Genomic DNA, 17,019 nt, shown 5'->3' with positions numbered 1-17,019 from the left:
TCAAATATATTTTCAATAAAATTCAAAAACTTTTTCCTAGATAACAATCACTTACCTTCCTTGAGCGGAAAAAGTCCCGTGTTTTCGGGGGAATGGCGCTTCGCACCAGGGCGCAAAGCATCGCGGGGCGAACCCGCTTCCCCGGCAATACACCGGTGAAAGCAGGTTCGCCCCGCGAAAAAGGATGCGGCAGCGGTCAGGCGATAGTGCCCAGCAGCTTCTCCCATTCCTTGTTTTCTTTCTTCGAAACGCCGCCCAGCAGTTCCAGCGCCTGGCGCAGGCGATAGCGCGTCAGGTCAGGGCCGAGGATTTCCATGGCGTCGAGCACCGAAACCGAACTGGCCTGGCCGGTGATCGCGGCAAACATCAGTGGCATCGCGTCGCGCAGTTTAAGCTCCAGGGCTTCGACTACCGCCTGGATACAGCCGGTGATGCGGTCTTTTTCCCACTGACGCAGGCTTTCCAGCTTCCACAGGATCAGTTGCAGCACCTGGCGCACCTGGTCCGGAGACAGCTTCTTGTGCTCGAACAGCTTTGCATCGAGACGCAGCGCGCCTTCGAAGAAGAAGCCACCCAGCGGTGCGACCTGACTGAACGTCTCCACCCTGCCCTGCACGTGCGGCGCGATCTTCATCATGTAGTCGCTGTTAAACGCCCACTTCTGCACCCGCGCGGCGAACTCTTCCACCGGCAGGTCGCGCAGCCACTGGCCGTTGAGCCAAGACAGCTTCTCGATGTCGAAGATCGGCCCGCCCAGCGATACCCGCGACAGGTCGAAGTGCTCGACCATTTCGCTCAGGGAGAACTTCTCGCGCTCGTCGGGCATCGACCAGCCCATGCGGCCCAGGTAGTTGAGCATGGCTTCCGGCATGAAGCCCATGCGCTCGTAGAAGGTGACCGACGTCGGGTTCTTGCGCTTGGACAGCTTGCTCTTGTCCGGGTTACGCAGCAGCGGCATGTAGCAAAGCTTGGGCTGTTCCCAACCGAAGTACTCGTACAGCTTGATCAGTTTGGGCGCCGACGGCAGCCACTCTTCGCCGCGCAGGACGTGGGTGATGCCCATCAGATGGTCGTCGACCACGTTCGCCAGGAAGTAGGTCGGCAGACCGTCGGTCTTCATCAGCACTTGCATGTCCATGCGATCCCACGGGATCTCGACGTCGCCACGGAGCATGTCCGGAACCACGCAGACGCCTTCGCTCGGCACCTTCATGCGGATCACGTGTGGCTCACCGGCCGCCAGGCGGCGCTGGACTTCTTCCTGGGACAGCAGCAGCGCGCGACCGTCGTAGCGCGGGGTCTCGCCGCGGGCCGTCTGCTCGGCGCGCATCTGGTCCAGCTCTTCAGCAGTGCAGAAGCACGGGAACGCGTGCCCGAGGTCGACCAGTTGCTGGGCGTACTGCTTATAGATTTCGCCCCGCTCGCTCTGCCGGTACGGACCATGGGGACCGCCGACATCCGGGCCTTCGCTCCACTCGATGCCCAGCCAGCGCAGCGCGTCGAAAATCTGTTGTTCGGATTCGCGGGTCGAACGCAGTTGGTCGGTATCTTCGATACGCAGGATGAACTCGCCGCCGTGCTGCTTGGCAAAGCAGTAGTTGAACAGGGCGATGTAAGCGGTGCCGACGTGGGGATCGCCAGTCGGCGAAGGCGCGATGCGCGTGCGAACGGTGGTCATGAGAGTCTCGAACAAGAGATGAAACAAAGCCGGGATGTTAACAGGGAGCAGGCGCCGGGCTCCAGTAATGGGCGTGATCGCCACTTGTGCGGCTGGATCCAAAACTTGTTAAATTTGCTTACATTTTCGGAACGATCGTCCCCATGCCAGCCCAACTCAAGCGCCGCCTGCTGATTTTTCTTCTTCTGGTCCTGCTGATTTCCCTCGCGTTCTTCGCCCAGTGGTATTTCAAAGGTCGCTTCTACGAAAGCACCGACAACGCCTATGTCCAGGGGGAGATCACTCGGGTATCCAGCCAACTCGGCGCCCGCATCGACAGCGTGCTGGTGCAGGACAACCAGCACGTGAACAAAGGCGATCTGCTGGTGCGCCTGGAAGGTGACGACTTCCAGTTTGCCGTCGAACGCGCCCGCGCCACCCTCGCGACCCGCGAGGCCGAGCGCTTGCAGGCCGACAGCCGGCTGACCCAGCAATCCAGCCTGATCGCCGCCGGCCAGGCCCAGGTTTCCGCCAACCAGGCCACTCTGGGCCGCACGCAACTGGACTTGAATCGCGCCCAGGCGCTGCGCAAGCCGGGCTTCGTTTCCGAGGAACGGGTGACCACCCTTTCCGCCGAAAGCAACGTCGCCCGCTCTCAGGTGAGCAAGGCCCAAGCCGATTTGCAGGGCCAGCGCCAGCAGGTCAGCGCGCTAGAAGCCGAACTCAAGCGCCTCGATGCGCAGATCGCCACTGCCCGCACCGACCTGGCCCAGGCCGAACTGAACCTGACCCGCAGCGAAATCCACGCGCCCATCAGCGGCATGGTCGGCCAGCGTTCCGCGCGCGACGGCCAGTACGTGCAGGCCGGCGCCTACCTGCTGTCGATCGTTCCCGACGAAGACATCTGGGTCCAGGCCAACTTCAAGGAAACCCAGATCGGCAGGATGCAGCCCGGCCTTCGCGCCGAACTGGTGTTCGACAGCTACCCGGACACGCCGATCGAAGGCCGCGTGGACAGTCTGTTCGCCGCTTCCGGCGCGCAGTTCAGCCTGCTGCCGCCAGACAACGCCACCGGTAACTTCACCAAGGTCGTACAGCGTATTCCGGTAAAACTGACCTTCGCCGCCGATAACCCGCTGCATGGCCGTATCCGCCCAGGCATGTCGGTCACCGCCACCGTCGATCTGCGTAGCGATGGCCGGTGATCAACTGATCCGTCCCGTCGGCGAACCGAGCCGGCGCGACTGGATTGCCGTGATGAGCGTGATGCTCGGTGCCTTCATGGCGGTGCTGGACATCCAGATCACCAACTCGTCGCTCAAGGACATTCAAGGCGCGCTGTCAGCGACGCTGGAAGAAGGCTCGTGGATTTCGACCTCGTACCTTGTAGCCGAAATCATCATGATTCCGCTCACCGCCTGGCTGGTGCAGTTACTCTCGGCCCGGCGGCTGGCGGTGTGGGTGTCCCTCGGCTTCCTGGCTTCCTCGTTGTTGTGCTCGATGGCCTGGAACCTGGAGAGCATGATCATCTTCCGCGCCATGCAGGGCTTTACCGGCGGGGCATTGATCCCGCTGGCCTTCACCCTGACCCTGATCAAGCTGCCCGAGCACCATCGCGCCAAGGGCATGGCGATGTTTGCCATGACCGCGACCTTCGCGCCCTCGATCGGTCCGACACTGGGAGGTTGGCTGACAGAAAACTGGGGCTGGGAGTACATCTTCTACATCAACATCCCACCCGGCCTGATCATGATCGCCGGCTTGCTTTATGGCCTGGAGAAGAAGGAAGCTCACTGGGAGTTGCTGAAAAGCACCGATTACGCCGGCATCGTCACCCTCGGCGTGGGCCTGGGTTGCCTGCAGGTGTTTCTTGAAGAAGGGCATCGCAAGGACTGGCTGGAATCGAGCCTGATCGTCGGCCTGGGCAGTATCGCCGTGGTCAGCCTGATCACCTTCGTGATCCTGCAGTTGTCCAAGCCGAACCCGCTGATCAACCTGCGCATCCTCAAGAACCGTAATTTCGGCCTGTCGAGCATTGCCAGCCTGGGGATGGGCGTAGGGCTGTATGGCTCGATCTATCTGCTGCCGCTGTACCTGGCACAGATCCAGAACTACAACGCGCTGCAGATCGGCGAAGTGATCATGTGGATGGGCATCCCGCAGTTATTCCTGATTCCGCTGGTGCCGCAATTGATGAAGGTGATTTCGCCGAAGATCCTCTGCGCCCTGGGCTTTGGTCTCTTTGGCCTGGCCAGTTTCAGCTCCGGGGTGCTCAATCCGGATTTCGCCGGCAGTCAGTTCAACCATATCCAGATCATCCGCGCCCTTGGCCAGCCGATGATCATGGTGACCATCTCGCTGATTGCCACGGCGTACATCCAGCCGCAGGACGCCGGCTCGGCGTCGAGCCTGTTCAACATCCTGCGCAACCTGGGCGGCGCCATCGGCATCGCCCTGCTGGCAACCCTGCTGGACGCTCGGGCCAAGACCTATTTCGACTATTTGCGGGAATCGGTGGTGCCGACCAACCCGCAAGTCGCGGAACGGCTGGCATTGCTGACGGAGAAGCTGGGCAGCGAGGCTGCCGCACTGGGCAAGCTGAGCGAAATCGTCCATCAGCAAGCGCTGATCATGGCCTACAACGATGCCTTCCATTTTGTTGGGATCGGCCTGGCGATCAGCATGGTGGCGGTCGTATTGACCCGGAAATTGCCGCAGGGCTTGAAGGCCGGAGAAGCGCACTGACCTGATCGCTGGCAAGCGGAGCACCGCTTGCCAGCGACTTGGCCGTCATGAGCGACAGAAACGTCACACGGTAAGCAAGCGCTCACGCAACTGGGTGATCTCATCACGCATCTGCGCCGCCGCCTCGAACTCCAAGTCCCGTGCCAACTGGTACATTTTCTCTTCAAGCTGCTTGATTCGCTTGGCGATCTCGCCCGGCGAACGCAGCTCAGCTTCGTAGCGAGCGCTCTCCTCCGCGGCCTTGGCCATGCCTTTGCGCTTCTTGCTGCGCGAGCCCGGCACATTGGCGCCTTCGAGGATGTCTGTGATGTCCTTGACCACGCCTTTGGGCACGATGCCGTTGGCCAGGTTGAAGGCGACCTGCTTCTCGCGGCGGCGCTCCGTCTCATCGATCGCGCGCTGCATCGAGCCGGTCATGCGGTCGGCGTACAGGATCGCCCGGCCATTGAGGTTACGCGCCGCCCGGCCGATGGTCTGGATCAGCGAGCGCTCGGACCGCAGGAAGCCCTCTTTGTCGGCATCAAGGATCGCCACCAGCGACACCTCCGGCATGTCCAGGCCCTCACGCAGCAGGTTGATCCCCACCAGCACATCGAAGGTGCCAAGACGCAGATCGCGGATGATTTCGACGCGCTCCACCGTGTCGATATCCGAGTGCAGGTAGCGCACCCGCACATCGTGGTCGGCCAGGTAGTCGGTCAAGTCCTCGGCCATGCGTTTGGTCAGGGTGGTGACCAGCACCCGCTCTTCCACGGCCACACGCTTGCGGATCTCCGACAGCAGATCGTCGACCTGGGTCAGCGCCGGGCGAATTTCCACTTGCGGGTCGACCAGGCCGGTCGGCCGCACCACCTGCTCCACCACTCGGCCGGCATGCTCGGCCTCGTAAACCCCGGGCGTGGCGGAAACAAAGATGGTCTGTGGGCTGACGCTCTCCCACTCGTCGAAGCGCATGGGCCGGTTGTCCAGCGCCGACGGCAGGCGGAAGCCGTACTCAACCAGGGTTTCCTTGCGCGAGCGGTCGCCTTTGTACATCGCCCCGACCTGCGGAACGCTGACGTGGGATTCGTCGATCACCAGCAGCGCATCGGGCGGCAGGTAGTCGTAGAGGGTTGGCGGCGGCGCCCCGGCCGGACGCCCGGAGAGGTAGCGCGAGTAGTTTTCGATGCCGTTGCAGTAGCCCAGTTCGAGGATCATCTCCAGGTCGAAACGGGTCCGCTGCTCCAGGCGCTGGGCTTCCACCAGCTTGTTGGCCTTGTGCAGGTATTCCAGGCGGTCCTTGAGTTCTTCCTTGATCCCCTCCACCGCGCCGAGCAGGGTTTCCCGCGGGGTGACGTAGTGGCTTTTCGGGTAGAAGGTGAATCGCGCCAGCTTGCGGATCACCTCGCCGGTCAACGGATCGAAGGCAGAGAGGCTTTCCACTTCATCGTCGAACAGCTCGATGCGGATCGCCTCCAGATCGGATTCGGCGGGGTACACATCGATCACATCGCCGCGCACCCGGAAGGTCGCACGGGCAAAATCCATCTCGTTGCGGGTGTATTGCAGGTCGGCCAGACGGCGCAACAGGGCGCGCTGGTCGAGTTTGTCGCCACGGTCCACATGCAGCACCATCTTCAGGTAGGTTTCCGGGCTGCCCAGACCGTAAATGCAGGAAACGGTGGTGACGATGATCGCATCGCGCCGCTCCAGCAACGCCTTGGTCGCCGACAGACGCATCTGCTCGATGTGATCGTTGATCGAGGCGTCCTTCTCGATGAAGGTGTCGGACGACGGTACGTAGGCTTCCGGCTGGTAGTAGTCGTAGTAGGAAACGAAATACTCGACCGAGTTGTTCGGGAAGAACGCCTTGAACTCGCCGTAGAGCTGCGCTGCCAGGGTCTTGTTCGGCGCCAGCACCAGGGTCGGGCGCTGCACCTGAGCGATCACGTTGGCGATGCTGAAGGTCTTGCCCGAACCGGTCACACCCAGCAGGGTCTGGTGCGCCAGCCCGGCTTCGATGCCCTCGACCATCAGGCGGATGGCTTCCGGCTGGTCGCCGGCCGGCTGGAAACGGGTGACGAGCTGAAACTCGGACATGACGAACCCCTGGTTAAGTGCGAATACAGGTAACTGTATTTTTAGACAGTACTTATACCCAATTGAAGGCGCCCTACGCCAGTTTCAACCCAGTGCGCGGTGCATTTCCTACTGTTGACTGAAGGATTCGACTAACGGTCGAAAAATATTCCCACAAACAGCAGGAAAAGCTGCGGCAGACTGTCGCCGTGACCGGTCGGTATCACTATACTGACTCCCCGTTTGTGCACCGCTCTAGTGCATTCGGCTGGAGCGTGCAAACCCTACTCACCCTCCAATTCAGAGCCAAGGTAATAATGAGCCTGTTTTCCGCTGTCGAGCTGGCACCACGCGATCCCATTCTGGGCCTCAACGAAGCATTCAACGCCGATCCACGTACCAACAAGGTCAACCTGGGCGTAGGCGTCTACTGCAACGAAGAAGGACGCATCCCACTGCTGCGTGCGGTCATCGAAGCCGAAACCCAACGTGCTGCACAGCACGCTTCCCGCGGTTACCTGCCAATCGACGGTATCGCTGCCTACGACCAGGCTGTTCAGAAACTGCTGTTCGGTGCCGAGTCTCCACTGCTGGCCGAAGGCCGTGTGGTGACCGTTCAAGCCGTCGGCGGTACTGGCGCACTGAAAATTGGTGCCGACTTCCTCAAGCAACTGTCGCCGAACGCCGTCGTCGCCATCAGCGACCCGAGCTGGGAAAACCACCGTGCCCTGTTCGAAACCGCCGGTTTCCCGGTGCAGAACTATCGCTACTACGACGCGCCGAGCAACGACGTCAACCGCTCCGGCATGCTGGAAGACCTGAACGAGCTGCCAGCCGGTTCGATCATCGTCCTGCACGCTTGCTGCCATAACCCGACCGGTGTGGACCTGAGCCTGGCGGACTGGAAAAACGTCCTGGAAGTCATCAAGGCCAAGGGTCACGTTCCATTCCTGGACATGGCTTACCAGGGCTTTGGCGACGGCATTGCCGAAGACGCCTTCGCGGTACGCCTGTTCGCCGAGTCGGGCCTGGACTTCTTCGTTTCCAGCTCGTTCTCCAAGTCGTTCTCGCTGTATGGCGAGCGTGTCGGTGCCCTGTCGATCGTCACCAGCGCCAAGGAAGAAAGCACTCGCGTGCTGTCCCAGGTCAAACGCGTGATCCGCACCACCTACTCCAACCCGCCAACCCACGGTGCCAGCATCGTCGCCGCGGTACTGAACAGCGCCGAGCTGCGTCAGATGTGGGAAACCGAGCTGGGTGAAATGCGCGGCCGCATCCACGGCATGCGCAAGCAGATGGTCGAACTGCTGGCTGAATACGGCGCCAAGCGTGACTTCAGCTTCGTCGGTCGCCAACGCGGCATGTTCTCCTACTCCGGCCTGAGCGTTGAGCAGGTTACCCGTCTGAAGGACGAGTACGGCATCTACGCGCTGGACACTGGCCGCATCTGCGTTGCCACGCTGAACCAGAGCAATATTCACGTCGTCACCAAGGCGATTGTCGAAGTTCTGTAAAAATCACTGATTGCCAAAGGGAGGCTTGACTTCCCTTTAGCAATCAGTAAGATACGCCACAGATTCCGCGATAGCTCAGTTGGTAGAGCAAATGACTGTTAATCATTGGGTCCCTGGTTCGAGTCCAGGTCGTGGAGCCAAATACTGAAAACCTCCAGATGCGCAAGCACTGGAGGTTTTTTCATTTCCGGCCGAAAAGTTTTATTGGCAGGCCTGGCGCCCGCCACCGCGGACGCCCACCTCAGGTTCATTCCTTGCCGATGGGGTAGAACACCCCTGAACTCCACACACCCAGCCACGCCTCGCCGTCGATCTCCCGGGTGACCGCCAGATCCACCAGCTCATAAAACACATTGCGATGGATCAGCGCTTCGAGATTGGCGCGCATGTGCACGTAGGGCGAAGGCTCCTGAGTTACAGGATCGATGACGAAGCGCAACGGATGCTCGGGGCCGGCCTCGACCCGGTCCTCGACATTGCTGGTGAAACACAGCACCTGCTGCTCCCCGCTGCCTTGCACCTCGAGACTTACCGCGACGAACGGCGCGTCATCCACCGTGATGCCCACCTTTTCCACCGGCGTCACCAGGAAATAATCATCACCGTCCCGGCGAATGATGGTGGAAAACAGCCGCACCATAGGTTTGCGGCCAATGGGCGTCCCCAGGTAGAACCAGGTACCGTCACGGGCGATGCGCATGTCGATATCGCCGCAGAAGTCCGGATTCCACAGGTGGACGGGCGGCAAGCCCTTTTCCGCCTGGGGAATCTGCGCCAACAGGTCGTTGGCCTTGCCCGTGTCAGCCATTGTTCGTAGTCCTCAGCGACCCAGACCCAGAAGCGAGCGAGCGTAGTTCTCGAGCGGCGGGCCGAGCAAATCTTCCGGCTTGTTGTCGTGGAACGTCAGCAATCCGCCACGACTGCGAATTCTCGCGGTATCGATCAGGTAGCGGGTGCTGGTCTCGATAAGCATCATCTGCACAACACCGGTATCGACACCGAGGCGGTCGACTGCCTGCTCGTCATACCATTCGTCGCCGTTGCCGATACGGTTGTCCGCCTTGGCGAAGCGGGTGTAGAGCAGATAATGCGCTCCCACCGCACGCGCCTCGGTCAGCGCCTGTTCGAGGCCGATCGGCCCTTGGGCACGACGCACCAGCGGGAAGTATTCGATGAAGCCCTTGAAGGCCTCCTCCGCCACCACGTTTGGCCGCGGATAGGCACCACCCGGCGGGACGAATGCGCCCTGGGCGATGAAAATGAACGAGTCAGGCTGCAAACGCAGCGACATCGAACGCTGGGTATCGCTGTGATCAAGCAGACCGGCGTCGCTCATGTGGTAACGGGCGCCCTCACCCATGTCGCTGACATTCATGCAGCCACCCAGCGCCATCAGCGCTATCAGCAGAACCAGGCTACGCATCTTTCCTCCAGGAGCCGGCGACGGAAAACCGGCGAACAGCCCGCTGATGCAGATTTTGCGCCAGCTTGCCGAGCTAGCCACCGATGATTTTCATCACCGTGGCGCCACCGGAGAAGGCAACGCTCTGCTTGTCGCCCAGCGCCTTGACCAACAGCCCTTGCAACGCCGGCAGGGCCTGATGGCGCGGCTGGTCGAGCAGGTCGCCAATGAAATGTCGATTGCTCGACGACAGGCAACCATGAAGCCAGCCGGTGGAGGACAGACGCAGCCGTGAGCAGGTCCGGCAGAAAGGCACGCTTTCATTGGCGATCACACCGAAGACGCCCCGCCCCGGAACCCGATAACGCAGCGCGGTGGCATCGATCGGCGCCTCGGCCTGGGCGTACTCGTAGCGCTCGCCGATGATTTGCAGCAGTTGCTCAAGGCCAACGAACTGCTGCAGGAACATATTGTTGTCCTTGGCCAGGTGGCCCATTCGCATCAGCTCGATGAAGCGCAACTCGTAGCCATGCTCCAGGCAGAAATCCAGCAGCGGCAAGACCTGATCGAGGTTCTGTCCGCGCAGCGGCACCATGTTGACCTTGATCTTCATGCCTGTCGCCGCCGCTTGGGCCATGCCATCCAGCACACTGGCCAGGTCGCCACCACGGGAGATGCTCCGGAAGGCGCTAGCGTCTAGGGTATCGAGGGAGACATTGAGTCGGCGGATGCCGGTTTCGCAAAGCAGGGGAAGCTTGCGCGCCAGGAGTTGGCCGTTTGTGGTGAGGCTGATGTCGTCCAGGCCGAATCCGGCGACCGTCTTGAGGAAGGCTTCCAGCTTGGGGCTGACCAGTGGCTCGCCACCGGTTACCCGCAGACGCTCGATGCCAGCGGCCTCGATCAGGTAAGCCACGCCGCGAGCCAAGGCCTCGGCAGACAGTTCGTCCTGGGCGGCGACCAGTCGTTTCCCATCAGGCACGCAATAAGTGCATGCGTAATTGCAGGCGGCGGTAAGGCTGACACGCAAATTGCGAAAACGCCTGCCTTGACGGTCGACGATCATGGAAAACTCCGGCATGGATGAATCGGGCTCGCGAAACCTGACTCATAAATCAGGTTTTTGCAAGCCTCACACCCAAAGTATATTCCCGCCCTGTCGCGCCCAGTAGCGCTGTGTCGCAAACGGCTATCAGCTAGCAGAAGGCTCCGGATCGCGTTTGCGCTTGTTGCCCATGCGCACGCCGATATCCATGAGGAACTGGAAGAAACCTTCCTGATCTTCCAGGACGTTGCTCCAGAACGGCGAGTGGTAGAGCGCCACGGCACCGTGCACCAGCGCCCAGGCGGCGCAGTAGTGGAAGTACGGCGGTACATCTTCCAGCTTGCCTTCGCTGATGCGCCCCTTGATCAGCAGGGTCAGGCGATCGAAGTTCGAGGCACGGATCTTGTGCAACTCCTCGACCATGTCCGGAACCTGATGCCCCTTGACCACCTTTTCTTCAAGGCGATCGAACAACCGGTAGCGCTGTGGATCACGCATGCGGAATTCGAAATAGGCACGCGACAAGGCTTCCTTGTCACGGTCGACGTCGGCGGAGTGCAGCAATTGGTTCAAATCGCGCTCATAGTCGAGCATCAGGCGCAGGTAGATCTCCGCCTTGGATTTGAAGTGCTTGTAGATCGTGCCTTTGCCGATACCCACTGCATCAGCGATCATCTCGACGGTGACGCTGTCTTCACCCTGTTCGAGAAACAGCTTGAGTGCGGTATCGAGAATTTCTTGCTCACGGCGACGAAACTCACGGACCTTACGAGGTTCTTTCTGCATAAGAAGGACTGGATCAAAATCGAAGCCAAGTATTATGCCTAACTTGCGCCAAAATGCACGGATCATCCAACCATGTCTACGTTTCCTGAAGAGTTCGAACAGGCCCCGGGCCTGCGTTACCTGAATCACGCGGCCGTCGCACCCTGGCCGAAACGCGCCAGCGAGGCGGTCAGCCGCTTCGCCCGGGAAAACGTTTGGCTGGGCGCCCGCGACTACCCGGAGTGGATGCTCATGGAGCAGCGTCTGCGCGAGCGCCTGCAGCGCCTGATCAATGCCCCCTCCACCGACGACATCGCACTGGTCAAGAACACGTCCGAAGCGTTGTCCTTCGTGGCCTTTGGACTGGATTGGCAGTCAGGCGACCAGATCGTCATCAGCAACGAAGAATTCCCGTCCAACCGCATCGTCTGGGAGGCCTTGGCGAGCCAAGGCGTCGAAGTGGTCCAGGCCGATCTCAAGGGTGACGATCCGGAAGCCGCACTGCTGGCCGCCTGCGGACCACGAACCCGACTGATGTCGATCAGCTCGGTGCAGTTCGCCAGCGGTCTGCGCATGGACCTGGTGCGCCTCGGCCAGGGCTGCCGCGAGCGCGGCGTGCTGTTTTGTGTCGACGCCATCCAGCAGATCGGCGCCCTGCCCTTCGATGCGCAGGCCTGCCAGTGCGACTTCGCCATGGCCGATGGCCACAAATGGATGCTCGGCCCGGAAGGCCTGGGGATGTTCTACTGCCGTGCCGAGGTTCGCCCGCAACTGAAGCTCAGCGAATATGGCTGGCACATGCTGGAACACATGGGCGACTACAACCGCACCACCTGGGAACCCGCTCAAAGCGCCCGGCGTTTCGAATGCGGCAGTCCGAACATGCTCGGCGCCGCAGCGCTCGAAGCCAGCCTTTCATTGCTTGAAGAAGTGGGGATGGAACAGGTCGCTGCCGCTATCGCAGAACGCGTGCGCTGGCTGCACGACGGACTCGGCGCGATCCCCGGCGTGCGCTTGCACAGCCCACAGGATCCGGCTCGCCGCGCCGGCATCGTGTCTTTCAGCATCGATGGCGTGGACAACGCGGAGGTTCATCGGCAATTGAAGGAAAATCAGGTGATATGTATCCCGCGCGGTATGGGGGTGCGTTTTTCCCCACATTTCTACACCGAACGCCGCGTAATCGACGAAACATTGGCAATAGTACGAGAAATTGCAGAGCGATGAGTGCTCAGCAGCGACGGGCGTATTCCAAATCTGTTTAAAAAACGAGCAGTTGCTGCTGGAAGCCTATCAATCCTGATTAATACTTGAACTGTCGGTGTGGCACATCCCCCCAAGTGTCGCACCGATAAAGGTGATCATGGAGTGTTCGCCTTTGTTTACTCCTAATGGTCTTAACCCGGATTCCCCCCCCAGAACCCGGGTTTTTTTTGCCCGCGCGCCGGGCTCAGCCCTGCCGCACCCGGGCCAGCGGGAACAGCCGACGGAAGTTCTCGGTAGTCTGAGCCGCCAATTGCTCATAACGCTCGCCGCGAACGAGGGCGATAAACTCGGCAACATCCCGGACGTATTCCGGCAGATTTGGCTTGCCGCGATGCGGAATGGGCGCCAGGTAGGGCGAGTCGGTTTCCACCAGCAGGCGATCGGCAGGAACCTGGCGAGCAACATCCCGCAAGGCGTCGGCATTACGGAACGTGACAATCCCCGACAACGAGATGTAATAGCCCAGGTCCAGCGCCGCACGCGCCATCTCCCAATCCTCGGTGAAACAGTGCAGCACTCCGGCCTGTGGCAGTGCCGCCTCGCGCAGCAGTGCCAGGGTGTCCGCCCGCGCTGCACGGGTGTGGATAACTACAGGTTTGCCGGTGATGCGTGCGGCGTCCAGATGCAGTCGGAACGACGCTTGCTGCAACTCTGCCGCCTCCGGCTCGTAGTGATAATCCAGCCCGGTCTCGCCAATCGCGACGACATTGGGATGGTTCAGCTCCTGCAACAGCCAGTCCAGTGCCGGCGCCTCCCCCGGCGCCAGGTCCAGCGGATGGATACCCACCGAACAATCGACATCCTCGTAGCGCTCTGCCAGCGCCTTGACCTGGGCCGCGTTGTCGGCACTCACCCCGATGCAGAGAAAATGCCCCACCCCACGGGCCCGCGCGGCGGCCAGCGCGGCATCCAGGGAGCCGTCATGGGCGGAAAGGTCAAGGCGATCGAGGTGACAATGGGAATCTACGAGCATGGCGAAATGACAACACTGAAAGGGATTGGAAACGCGGCTGATCAGCGCTGACCCGGCAGCATGGCCCAGGAGGCCAGCAGCGCTTCGAGCAACAGCACGCGATTGAGGTTGGCTTTGGACAGGACTTTCTGCCGCTGGGCGAGAATCCAGTCCTGAATGTCCAGCACCTTGGCCTGCGAACTCTTCTGCGCCATGTACTGCACCACTTTGCGCATATCGGCCAAGCCAAGGCCGTCTTCATCCTGGGTCAACTGATAGCGCAGGATCAGGTTCGACCAGTCGCAGAACCAGTCAAAAAGATGCAACAGGGAAATGGCATTCCAGGATTCGGCAAGCTGGGTCGGGGATTGCTGTTGCTTGAGCAGCTTCTTCACCCCTTCGACCACCTGCGCCCGATGCTCACGCACACCCTGCGCCTGGAGGCTGACGGCCATCAACGGGGAGCCCGCGGCCAGGCTCAGCAGCTCAGCGCGCTCCTGCTCATCACTATCCGGTAGCGCCGAGGCCAGCCATGCGAGGCTCTGCGCTTCGCCCGGCTGGGGGCAGGCCACTTGCTGGCAGCGACTCTTGATCGTAGGCAGCAGGCGGCTTGGCTGATGAGTGACCAGCAACAGCACGGTATTGCCCGAAGGTTCTTCGAGGCTCTTGAGCAAGGCATTGGCGGCATTCACGTTCATCGCTTCGACCGGCTCGATCAGCACCAGTTTGCGTCCGCCCAATTGGGCGGTCTGGGTGACGAAGCCGACCAGGTCACGAACCTGATCCACCTTGATAGGCTTGTCCGCTTCTTCCGGCTCCAGCACGTAGTTGTCCGGATGGCTACCCGCGGCCAGCAACATGCAAGACTTGCACTGCCCACAGGCTTGCAACGCCTCCGGCCGCTGGCACAACAGCAGCGCCATCAGACGCTCGGCCAGCGCGCGCTTGCCGATACCCTGCGGGCCATGCAGCAGATAGGCATGGGCATGACGGCTGCGTCCGGCAAGCTGCTGCCAGAGCGTCGCCTGCCACGGATAGGCCTCAGCCACGGCAACGCTCCACGATCTGCCCGACCAGGCCATCCAGCGACTGCTGAACCTGAACCAGCGGCTGCGCCGCGTCGATCAGGCGATAACGCTGAGGATCCGCCTTGGCGCGATCGAGATAGGCCTGACGCACTGCCTGGAAAAAGTCCTGCCCTTCCTGCTCGAAACGGTCCAGACGCCCCCGCGCGGCAGCGCGGGACAGGCCCACTTCCACCGGCAGGTCGAACAACAGGGTCAGGTCCGGCTGCAAGCCACCCTGGACAAACTGTTCCAGCATCGCGATGCGCTCGACGCTCAGATCGCGGCCACCGCCCTGATAGGCATAGGTGGCATCGGTAAAGCGATCGCACAGAACAACGGCGCCACGCGCCAACGCCGGGCGAATCACCTCGGCCAGATGCTGGGCCCGGGCCGCAAACACCAGCAACAGCTCGGTATCGGCATTCATTTTCTCGTCGCTGGGGGCCAGCAACAGCTCGCGAATCCGCTCGGCCAGTGGCGTGCCGCCAGGCTCACGGGTCAGCACCACATCCAGACCCTGGTCGCGCAGGTGCCCGGCCAGATAGTCACGGTTGGTGCTCTTGCCCGTGCCTAATATTTTCCTTGGGAAAGACGTCAACCAACCGTCAACCCCTAGCAAAATCATCAAAAACTTCATTGAACTGATCATTTTCAATGACTTAAATAATCCTAAAAATCGTGAAATAAGGCCCGAAACAGCCTCTACGTCAACCAGTCCGAAGAAGGGTCATTTCGGGGGGCAAAATGTAAACCAAACTGATGTTTCGGACGCAAAGACTACCCGCCCGAGACCCCAGTGAGCCCCGAAAATGTAAACCAGTCGAGCTAGGGCCATGATTGTATAGGGTCTTTTCACCCCTGTCTGGATCAGATCGAAAGCGGTCATCGGAGATGACAAATCAGCTCCGCCCCCTTCACCGAGCTGACGAACGGTCAGACAACTGAAGCCACAGACAGGTCATGAAGCATCAAGTGGACTTGACCGCCCGCTGCCGTTGACGGAACCGCTTAATAAAGCTCGCGTCCACAATCTCGTCGGCATCAAGATCCAGAGCGCAGCTCACCAGAGATGCCAGCGCCCCATCCGACAGAGCGAAATTATCCGGAAGCAAGCCATGGGAGCTGACGGTGTTCTCTTCGATTCGCACAAGGACAGCCTTCACATAATCGGACAAACCAGGCTTACGGCTTTCCGTCGCAGCTGCGGTCGTAGGGTCATTGGCCACGACCTCTGCGTTCTCGGCATCCAACCCAATAGCTTCAACGAGCAAGCTCAGGGTTGGCCAGTAGTCGAGACCGTAGTTGTAACGCAGCGAATCCAGCTCTTCCTTAACGTGGAATTCGTGAAGGTGGTTATGCTCTGAAGCCTGGCTAATGAGGTCGAGCACATGATGGCTAGTCCCCGAGCTGAAAACCGCCCTTTCATCAAGCTCGGCGCGCCGCGCCAATAACCCCGCCAGATGCTCGGCTGCCACGACAATTTGGTCATTCAGCTCTACAAGCTCGTCACGATCCTGCCGCGCCGCCCGGATGCGCTCCGGACTCCAGGCCACAGGCGTGTGAACGAAGATGTCCCAGAACGCAGTCAAAGCCCGAGGTCGGCGAGCAAGCGAGGAATAAATCTCCTCGTAAGCATCCATCAGCTCAACACGACGAGCCAGCATCCGCTCGACAATGCGGTTCACGCTGGGCCAAATCTTGTGAGCGATGTTGTACTCCATCTCCTTTCGAAGGATGGCCTCACAGCCTTGAATTGCCTGGGCCCGGACATCAACAGAAACATCGACAGCAGAAGCATCAGCAGAAACGTTGGGCACTTGAACCTACCTGTATTGAGAAAGTGCGCGCAGGTTATCGACCCGTCGCAGCCCAGTCGGTACCTATCCGAAGATTTTTCGCCACGGCTTAGGTACCTGCCCAACTAGGTAACACCAACGACGCCTCACGACGCCTGCCAAGACCCTCCAGTGTCAGCGGCACTCCATCGCGAAGAGGCATTTCGCTCACGACTATGCCGGGCAGCTTCGGGGCCGAGCAGCAACAGCGTCTTGTGCTGGTTCTCCTCGCTAGGGCGCCGACCACTGTCTTCCTTCCAATAAATCCAGGCGTTGAAGTAAGGCTTCTCGCGCTCCTCAATAATATCGGGGCGTAGTCGGACAATTTCGGACGGTTTAGGGTTGGCCCGGATAGTGGCCTGAGTCGGGATAGCCTGGTTCAGTTGCGCCAAGAAATCCTTGGGTTTCAGATGTTCACCACTTGTTCCATCTGACCGGAGCACAGCGACCAAGTCGCCATACATGTCACCCAGGTAGTCCCGGATTCGGTAGCCGGGGAGCACATCAAATCGGAAAAAGCCCCTCGTTTCGCCACGGGCGGTGAGCGTCAGTACAAAGTCGCCACGGGTTGAGAAAAGGCAATCAAAGCTCGCGGCCCCGGTTGTCACCAGGAACTGCTGCATGTCGCTGCCGATTGAAATCATGCTGCGATGAAGCAGCCTGAGAGACGTCATTTCCATCCAGCTCTAACCTCGCAAAAAAACCAGCGAAAACAA

15 protein-coding genes and 1 tRNA gene are annotated in these 17,019 nt (G+C 60.5%); 5 read left to right on the top strand and 11 right to left on the bottom strand.

What is annotated here, in order from left to right; genetic code table 11:
- Positions 1-196: 196 nt before the first annotated feature.
- Positions 197-1,678: a glutamate--tRNA ligase gene (gene gltX, locus NTD88_RS26945; protein WP_262155380.1), complete on the bottom strand. Its 1,482-nt coding sequence runs from the start codon at positions 1,676-1,678 to the stop codon at positions 197-199.
- Positions 1,679-1,821: 143 nt separating this feature from the next.
- On the opposite strand from gltX, the gene NTD88_RS26940 reads away from it, so the two are divergent.
- Together NTD88_RS26940 and NTD88_RS26935 are read left to right on the top strand one after the other, a co-directional pair.
- Positions 1,822-2,862 (top strand): HlyD family secretion protein, encoded by a 1,041-nt coding sequence (locus NTD88_RS26940; protein ID WP_110972208.1) that lies wholly within the window; start codon positions 1,822-1,824, stop codon positions 2,860-2,862.
- A 49-nt stretch (positions 2,863-2,911) separates the two neighbouring features.
- A complete protein-coding gene (locus NTD88_RS26935; protein WP_175653738.1) occupies positions 2,912-4,402 on the top strand; it encodes an MDR family MFS transporter in 1,491 nt (496 codons plus the stop codon).
- Between the two features lie 63 nt (positions 4,403-4,465).
- Here the strand turns inward: NTD88_RS26935 and uvrB are convergent, their stop codons facing one another.
- Entirely contained in the window at positions 4,466-6,481 is a 2,016-nt protein-coding gene (gene uvrB, locus NTD88_RS26930; protein ID WP_095155627.1) for an excinuclease ABC subunit UvrB, read from the bottom strand.
- A 296-nt stretch (positions 6,482-6,777) separates the two neighbouring features.
- On the opposite strand from uvrB, the gene NTD88_RS26925 reads away from it, so the two are divergent.
- Positions 6,778-7,974, top strand: coding sequence for an amino acid aminotransferase (locus NTD88_RS26925; RefSeq protein WP_110972211.1), 1,197 nt, complete (start codon positions 6,778-6,780; stop codon positions 7,972-7,974).
- A gap of 64 nt (positions 7,975-8,038) precedes the next feature.
- Positions 8,039-8,114: transfer RNA gene (locus NTD88_RS26920), tRNA-Asn, on the top strand.
- A 107-nt stretch (positions 8,115-8,221) separates the two neighbouring features.
- Here the strand turns inward: NTD88_RS26920 and NTD88_RS26915 are convergent.
- The 4 genes from NTD88_RS26915 to NTD88_RS26900 all read right to left on the bottom strand — a co-directional run bounded on the left by NTD88_RS26915 (position 8,222) and on the right by NTD88_RS26900 (position 11,204).
- A complete protein-coding gene (locus tag NTD88_RS26915; protein ID WP_262155381.1) occupies positions 8,222-8,782 on the bottom strand; it encodes a DUF1285 domain-containing protein in 561 nt (186 codons plus the stop codon).
- A 12-nt stretch (positions 8,783-8,794) separates the two neighbouring features.
- On the bottom strand, positions 8,795-9,397 hold the full coding sequence (locus tag NTD88_RS26910; RefSeq protein WP_095155624.1) for a DUF4823 domain-containing protein: 603 nt from the start codon (positions 9,395-9,397) through the stop codon (positions 8,795-8,797).
- Positions 9,398-9,470: 73 nt separating this feature from the next.
- Positions 9,471-10,439: a GTP 3',8-cyclase MoaA gene (locus NTD88_RS26905; protein WP_095155623.1), complete on the bottom strand. Its 969-nt coding sequence runs from the start codon at positions 10,437-10,439 to the stop codon at positions 9,471-9,473.
- 126 nt (positions 10,440-10,565) lie between these two features.
- Positions 10,566-11,204, bottom strand: coding sequence for a TetR/AcrR family transcriptional regulator (locus tag NTD88_RS26900; protein ID WP_042122274.1), 639 nt, complete (start codon positions 11,202-11,204; stop codon positions 10,566-10,568).
- A 72-nt stretch (positions 11,205-11,276) separates the two neighbouring features.
- Between NTD88_RS26900 and NTD88_RS26895 the strand changes: the two genes are divergently transcribed.
- Positions 11,277-12,410, top strand: a complete 1,134-nt coding sequence (locus NTD88_RS26895) for an aminotransferase class V-fold PLP-dependent enzyme (RefSeq protein WP_262155382.1) — start codon at positions 11,277-11,279, stop codon at positions 12,408-12,410.
- Between the two features lie 223 nt (positions 12,411-12,633).
- On the opposite strand, the gene NTD88_RS26890 is transcribed toward NTD88_RS26895, so the two are convergent.
- From NTD88_RS26890 to NTD88_RS26870, 5 genes are all read right to left on the bottom strand, one after another.
- A complete protein-coding gene (locus NTD88_RS26890; RefSeq protein WP_095155621.1) occupies positions 12,634-13,422 on the bottom strand; it encodes a TatD family hydrolase in 789 nt (262 codons plus the stop codon).
- 41 nt (positions 13,423-13,463) lie between these two features.
- Entirely contained in the window at positions 13,464-14,450 is a 987-nt protein-coding gene (locus NTD88_RS26885; protein ID WP_095155620.1) for a DNA polymerase III subunit delta', read from the bottom strand.
- Positions 14,443-15,093, bottom strand: coding sequence for a dTMP kinase (tmk, locus tag NTD88_RS26880; RefSeq protein WP_262155383.1), 651 nt, complete (start codon positions 15,091-15,093; stop codon positions 14,443-14,445). The genes NTD88_RS26885 and tmk overlap by 8 nt, the downstream gene beginning before the upstream one ends.
- A gap of 343 nt (positions 15,094-15,436) precedes the next feature.
- Complete coding sequence (locus NTD88_RS26875; protein ID WP_262155384.1) at positions 15,437-16,285, bottom strand: hypothetical protein; 849 nt, start codon at positions 16,283-16,285, stop codon at positions 15,437-15,439.
- 125 nt (positions 16,286-16,410) lie between these two features.
- Positions 16,411-16,983: a DUF6037 family protein gene (locus NTD88_RS26870; RefSeq protein ID WP_262155385.1), complete on the bottom strand. Its 573-nt coding sequence runs from the start codon at positions 16,981-16,983 to the stop codon at positions 16,411-16,413.
- Positions 16,984-17,019: the final 36 nt, after the last annotated feature.

Origin of the sequence: Pseudomonas sp. 20P_3.2_Bac5 (assembly GCF_025466035.1) — a bacterium.
Classification (GTDB): domain Bacteria; phylum Pseudomonadota; class Gammaproteobacteria; order Pseudomonadales; family Pseudomonadaceae; genus Aquipseudomonas.
Note: the sequence above shows the minus strand (reverse complement) of the source record. Positions and strands in the feature narration are given on the sequence as shown.

What these genes read in the sequence shown, in the direction of transcription:
- NTD88_RS26890 (WP_095155621.1), bottom strand. Translation starts at nt 13,422, where the DNA reads ATGCTCGTAGATTCCCATTGTCACCTCGATCGCCTTGACCTTTCCGCC.
- NTD88_RS26940 (WP_110972208.1), top strand. Translation starts at nt 1,822, where the DNA reads ATGCCAGCCCAACTCAAGCGCCGCCTGCTGATTTTTCTTCTTCTGGTC.
- NTD88_RS26925 (WP_110972211.1), top strand. Translation starts at nt 6,778, where the DNA reads ATGAGCCTGTTTTCCGCTGTCGAGCTGGCACCACGCGATCCCATTCTG.
- NTD88_RS26915 (WP_262155381.1), bottom strand. Translation starts at nt 8,782, where the DNA reads ATGGCTGACACGGGCAAGGCCAACGACCTGTTGGCGCAGATTCCCCAG.
- uvrB (WP_095155627.1), bottom strand. Translation starts at nt 6,481, where the DNA reads ATGTCCGAGTTTCAGCTCGTCACCCGTTTCCAGCCGGCCGGCGACCAG.
- tmk (WP_262155383.1), bottom strand. Translation starts at nt 15,093, where the DNA reads ATGATTTTGCTAGGGGTTGACGGTTGGTTGACGTCTTTCCCAAGGAAA.
- gltX (WP_262155380.1), bottom strand. Translation starts at nt 1,678, where the DNA reads ATGACCACCGTTCGCACGCGCATCGCGCCTTCGCCGACTGGCGATCCC.
- NTD88_RS26905 (WP_095155623.1), bottom strand. Translation starts at nt 10,439, where the DNA reads ATGATCGTCGACCGTCAAGGCAGGCGTTTTCGCAATTTGCGTGTCAGC.
- NTD88_RS26895 (WP_262155382.1), top strand. Translation starts at nt 11,277, where the DNA reads ATGTCTACGTTTCCTGAAGAGTTCGAACAGGCCCCGGGCCTGCGTTAC.
- NTD88_RS26870 (WP_262155385.1), bottom strand. Translation starts at nt 16,983, where the DNA reads ATGGAAATGACGTCTCTCAGGCTGCTTCATCGCAGCATGATTTCAATC.
- NTD88_RS26900 (WP_042122274.1), bottom strand. Translation starts at nt 11,204, where the DNA reads ATGCAGAAAGAACCTCGTAAGGTCCGTGAGTTTCGTCGCCGTGAGCAA.
- NTD88_RS26910 (WP_095155624.1), bottom strand. Translation starts at nt 9,397, where the DNA reads ATGCGTAGCCTGGTTCTGCTGATAGCGCTGATGGCGCTGGGTGGCTGC.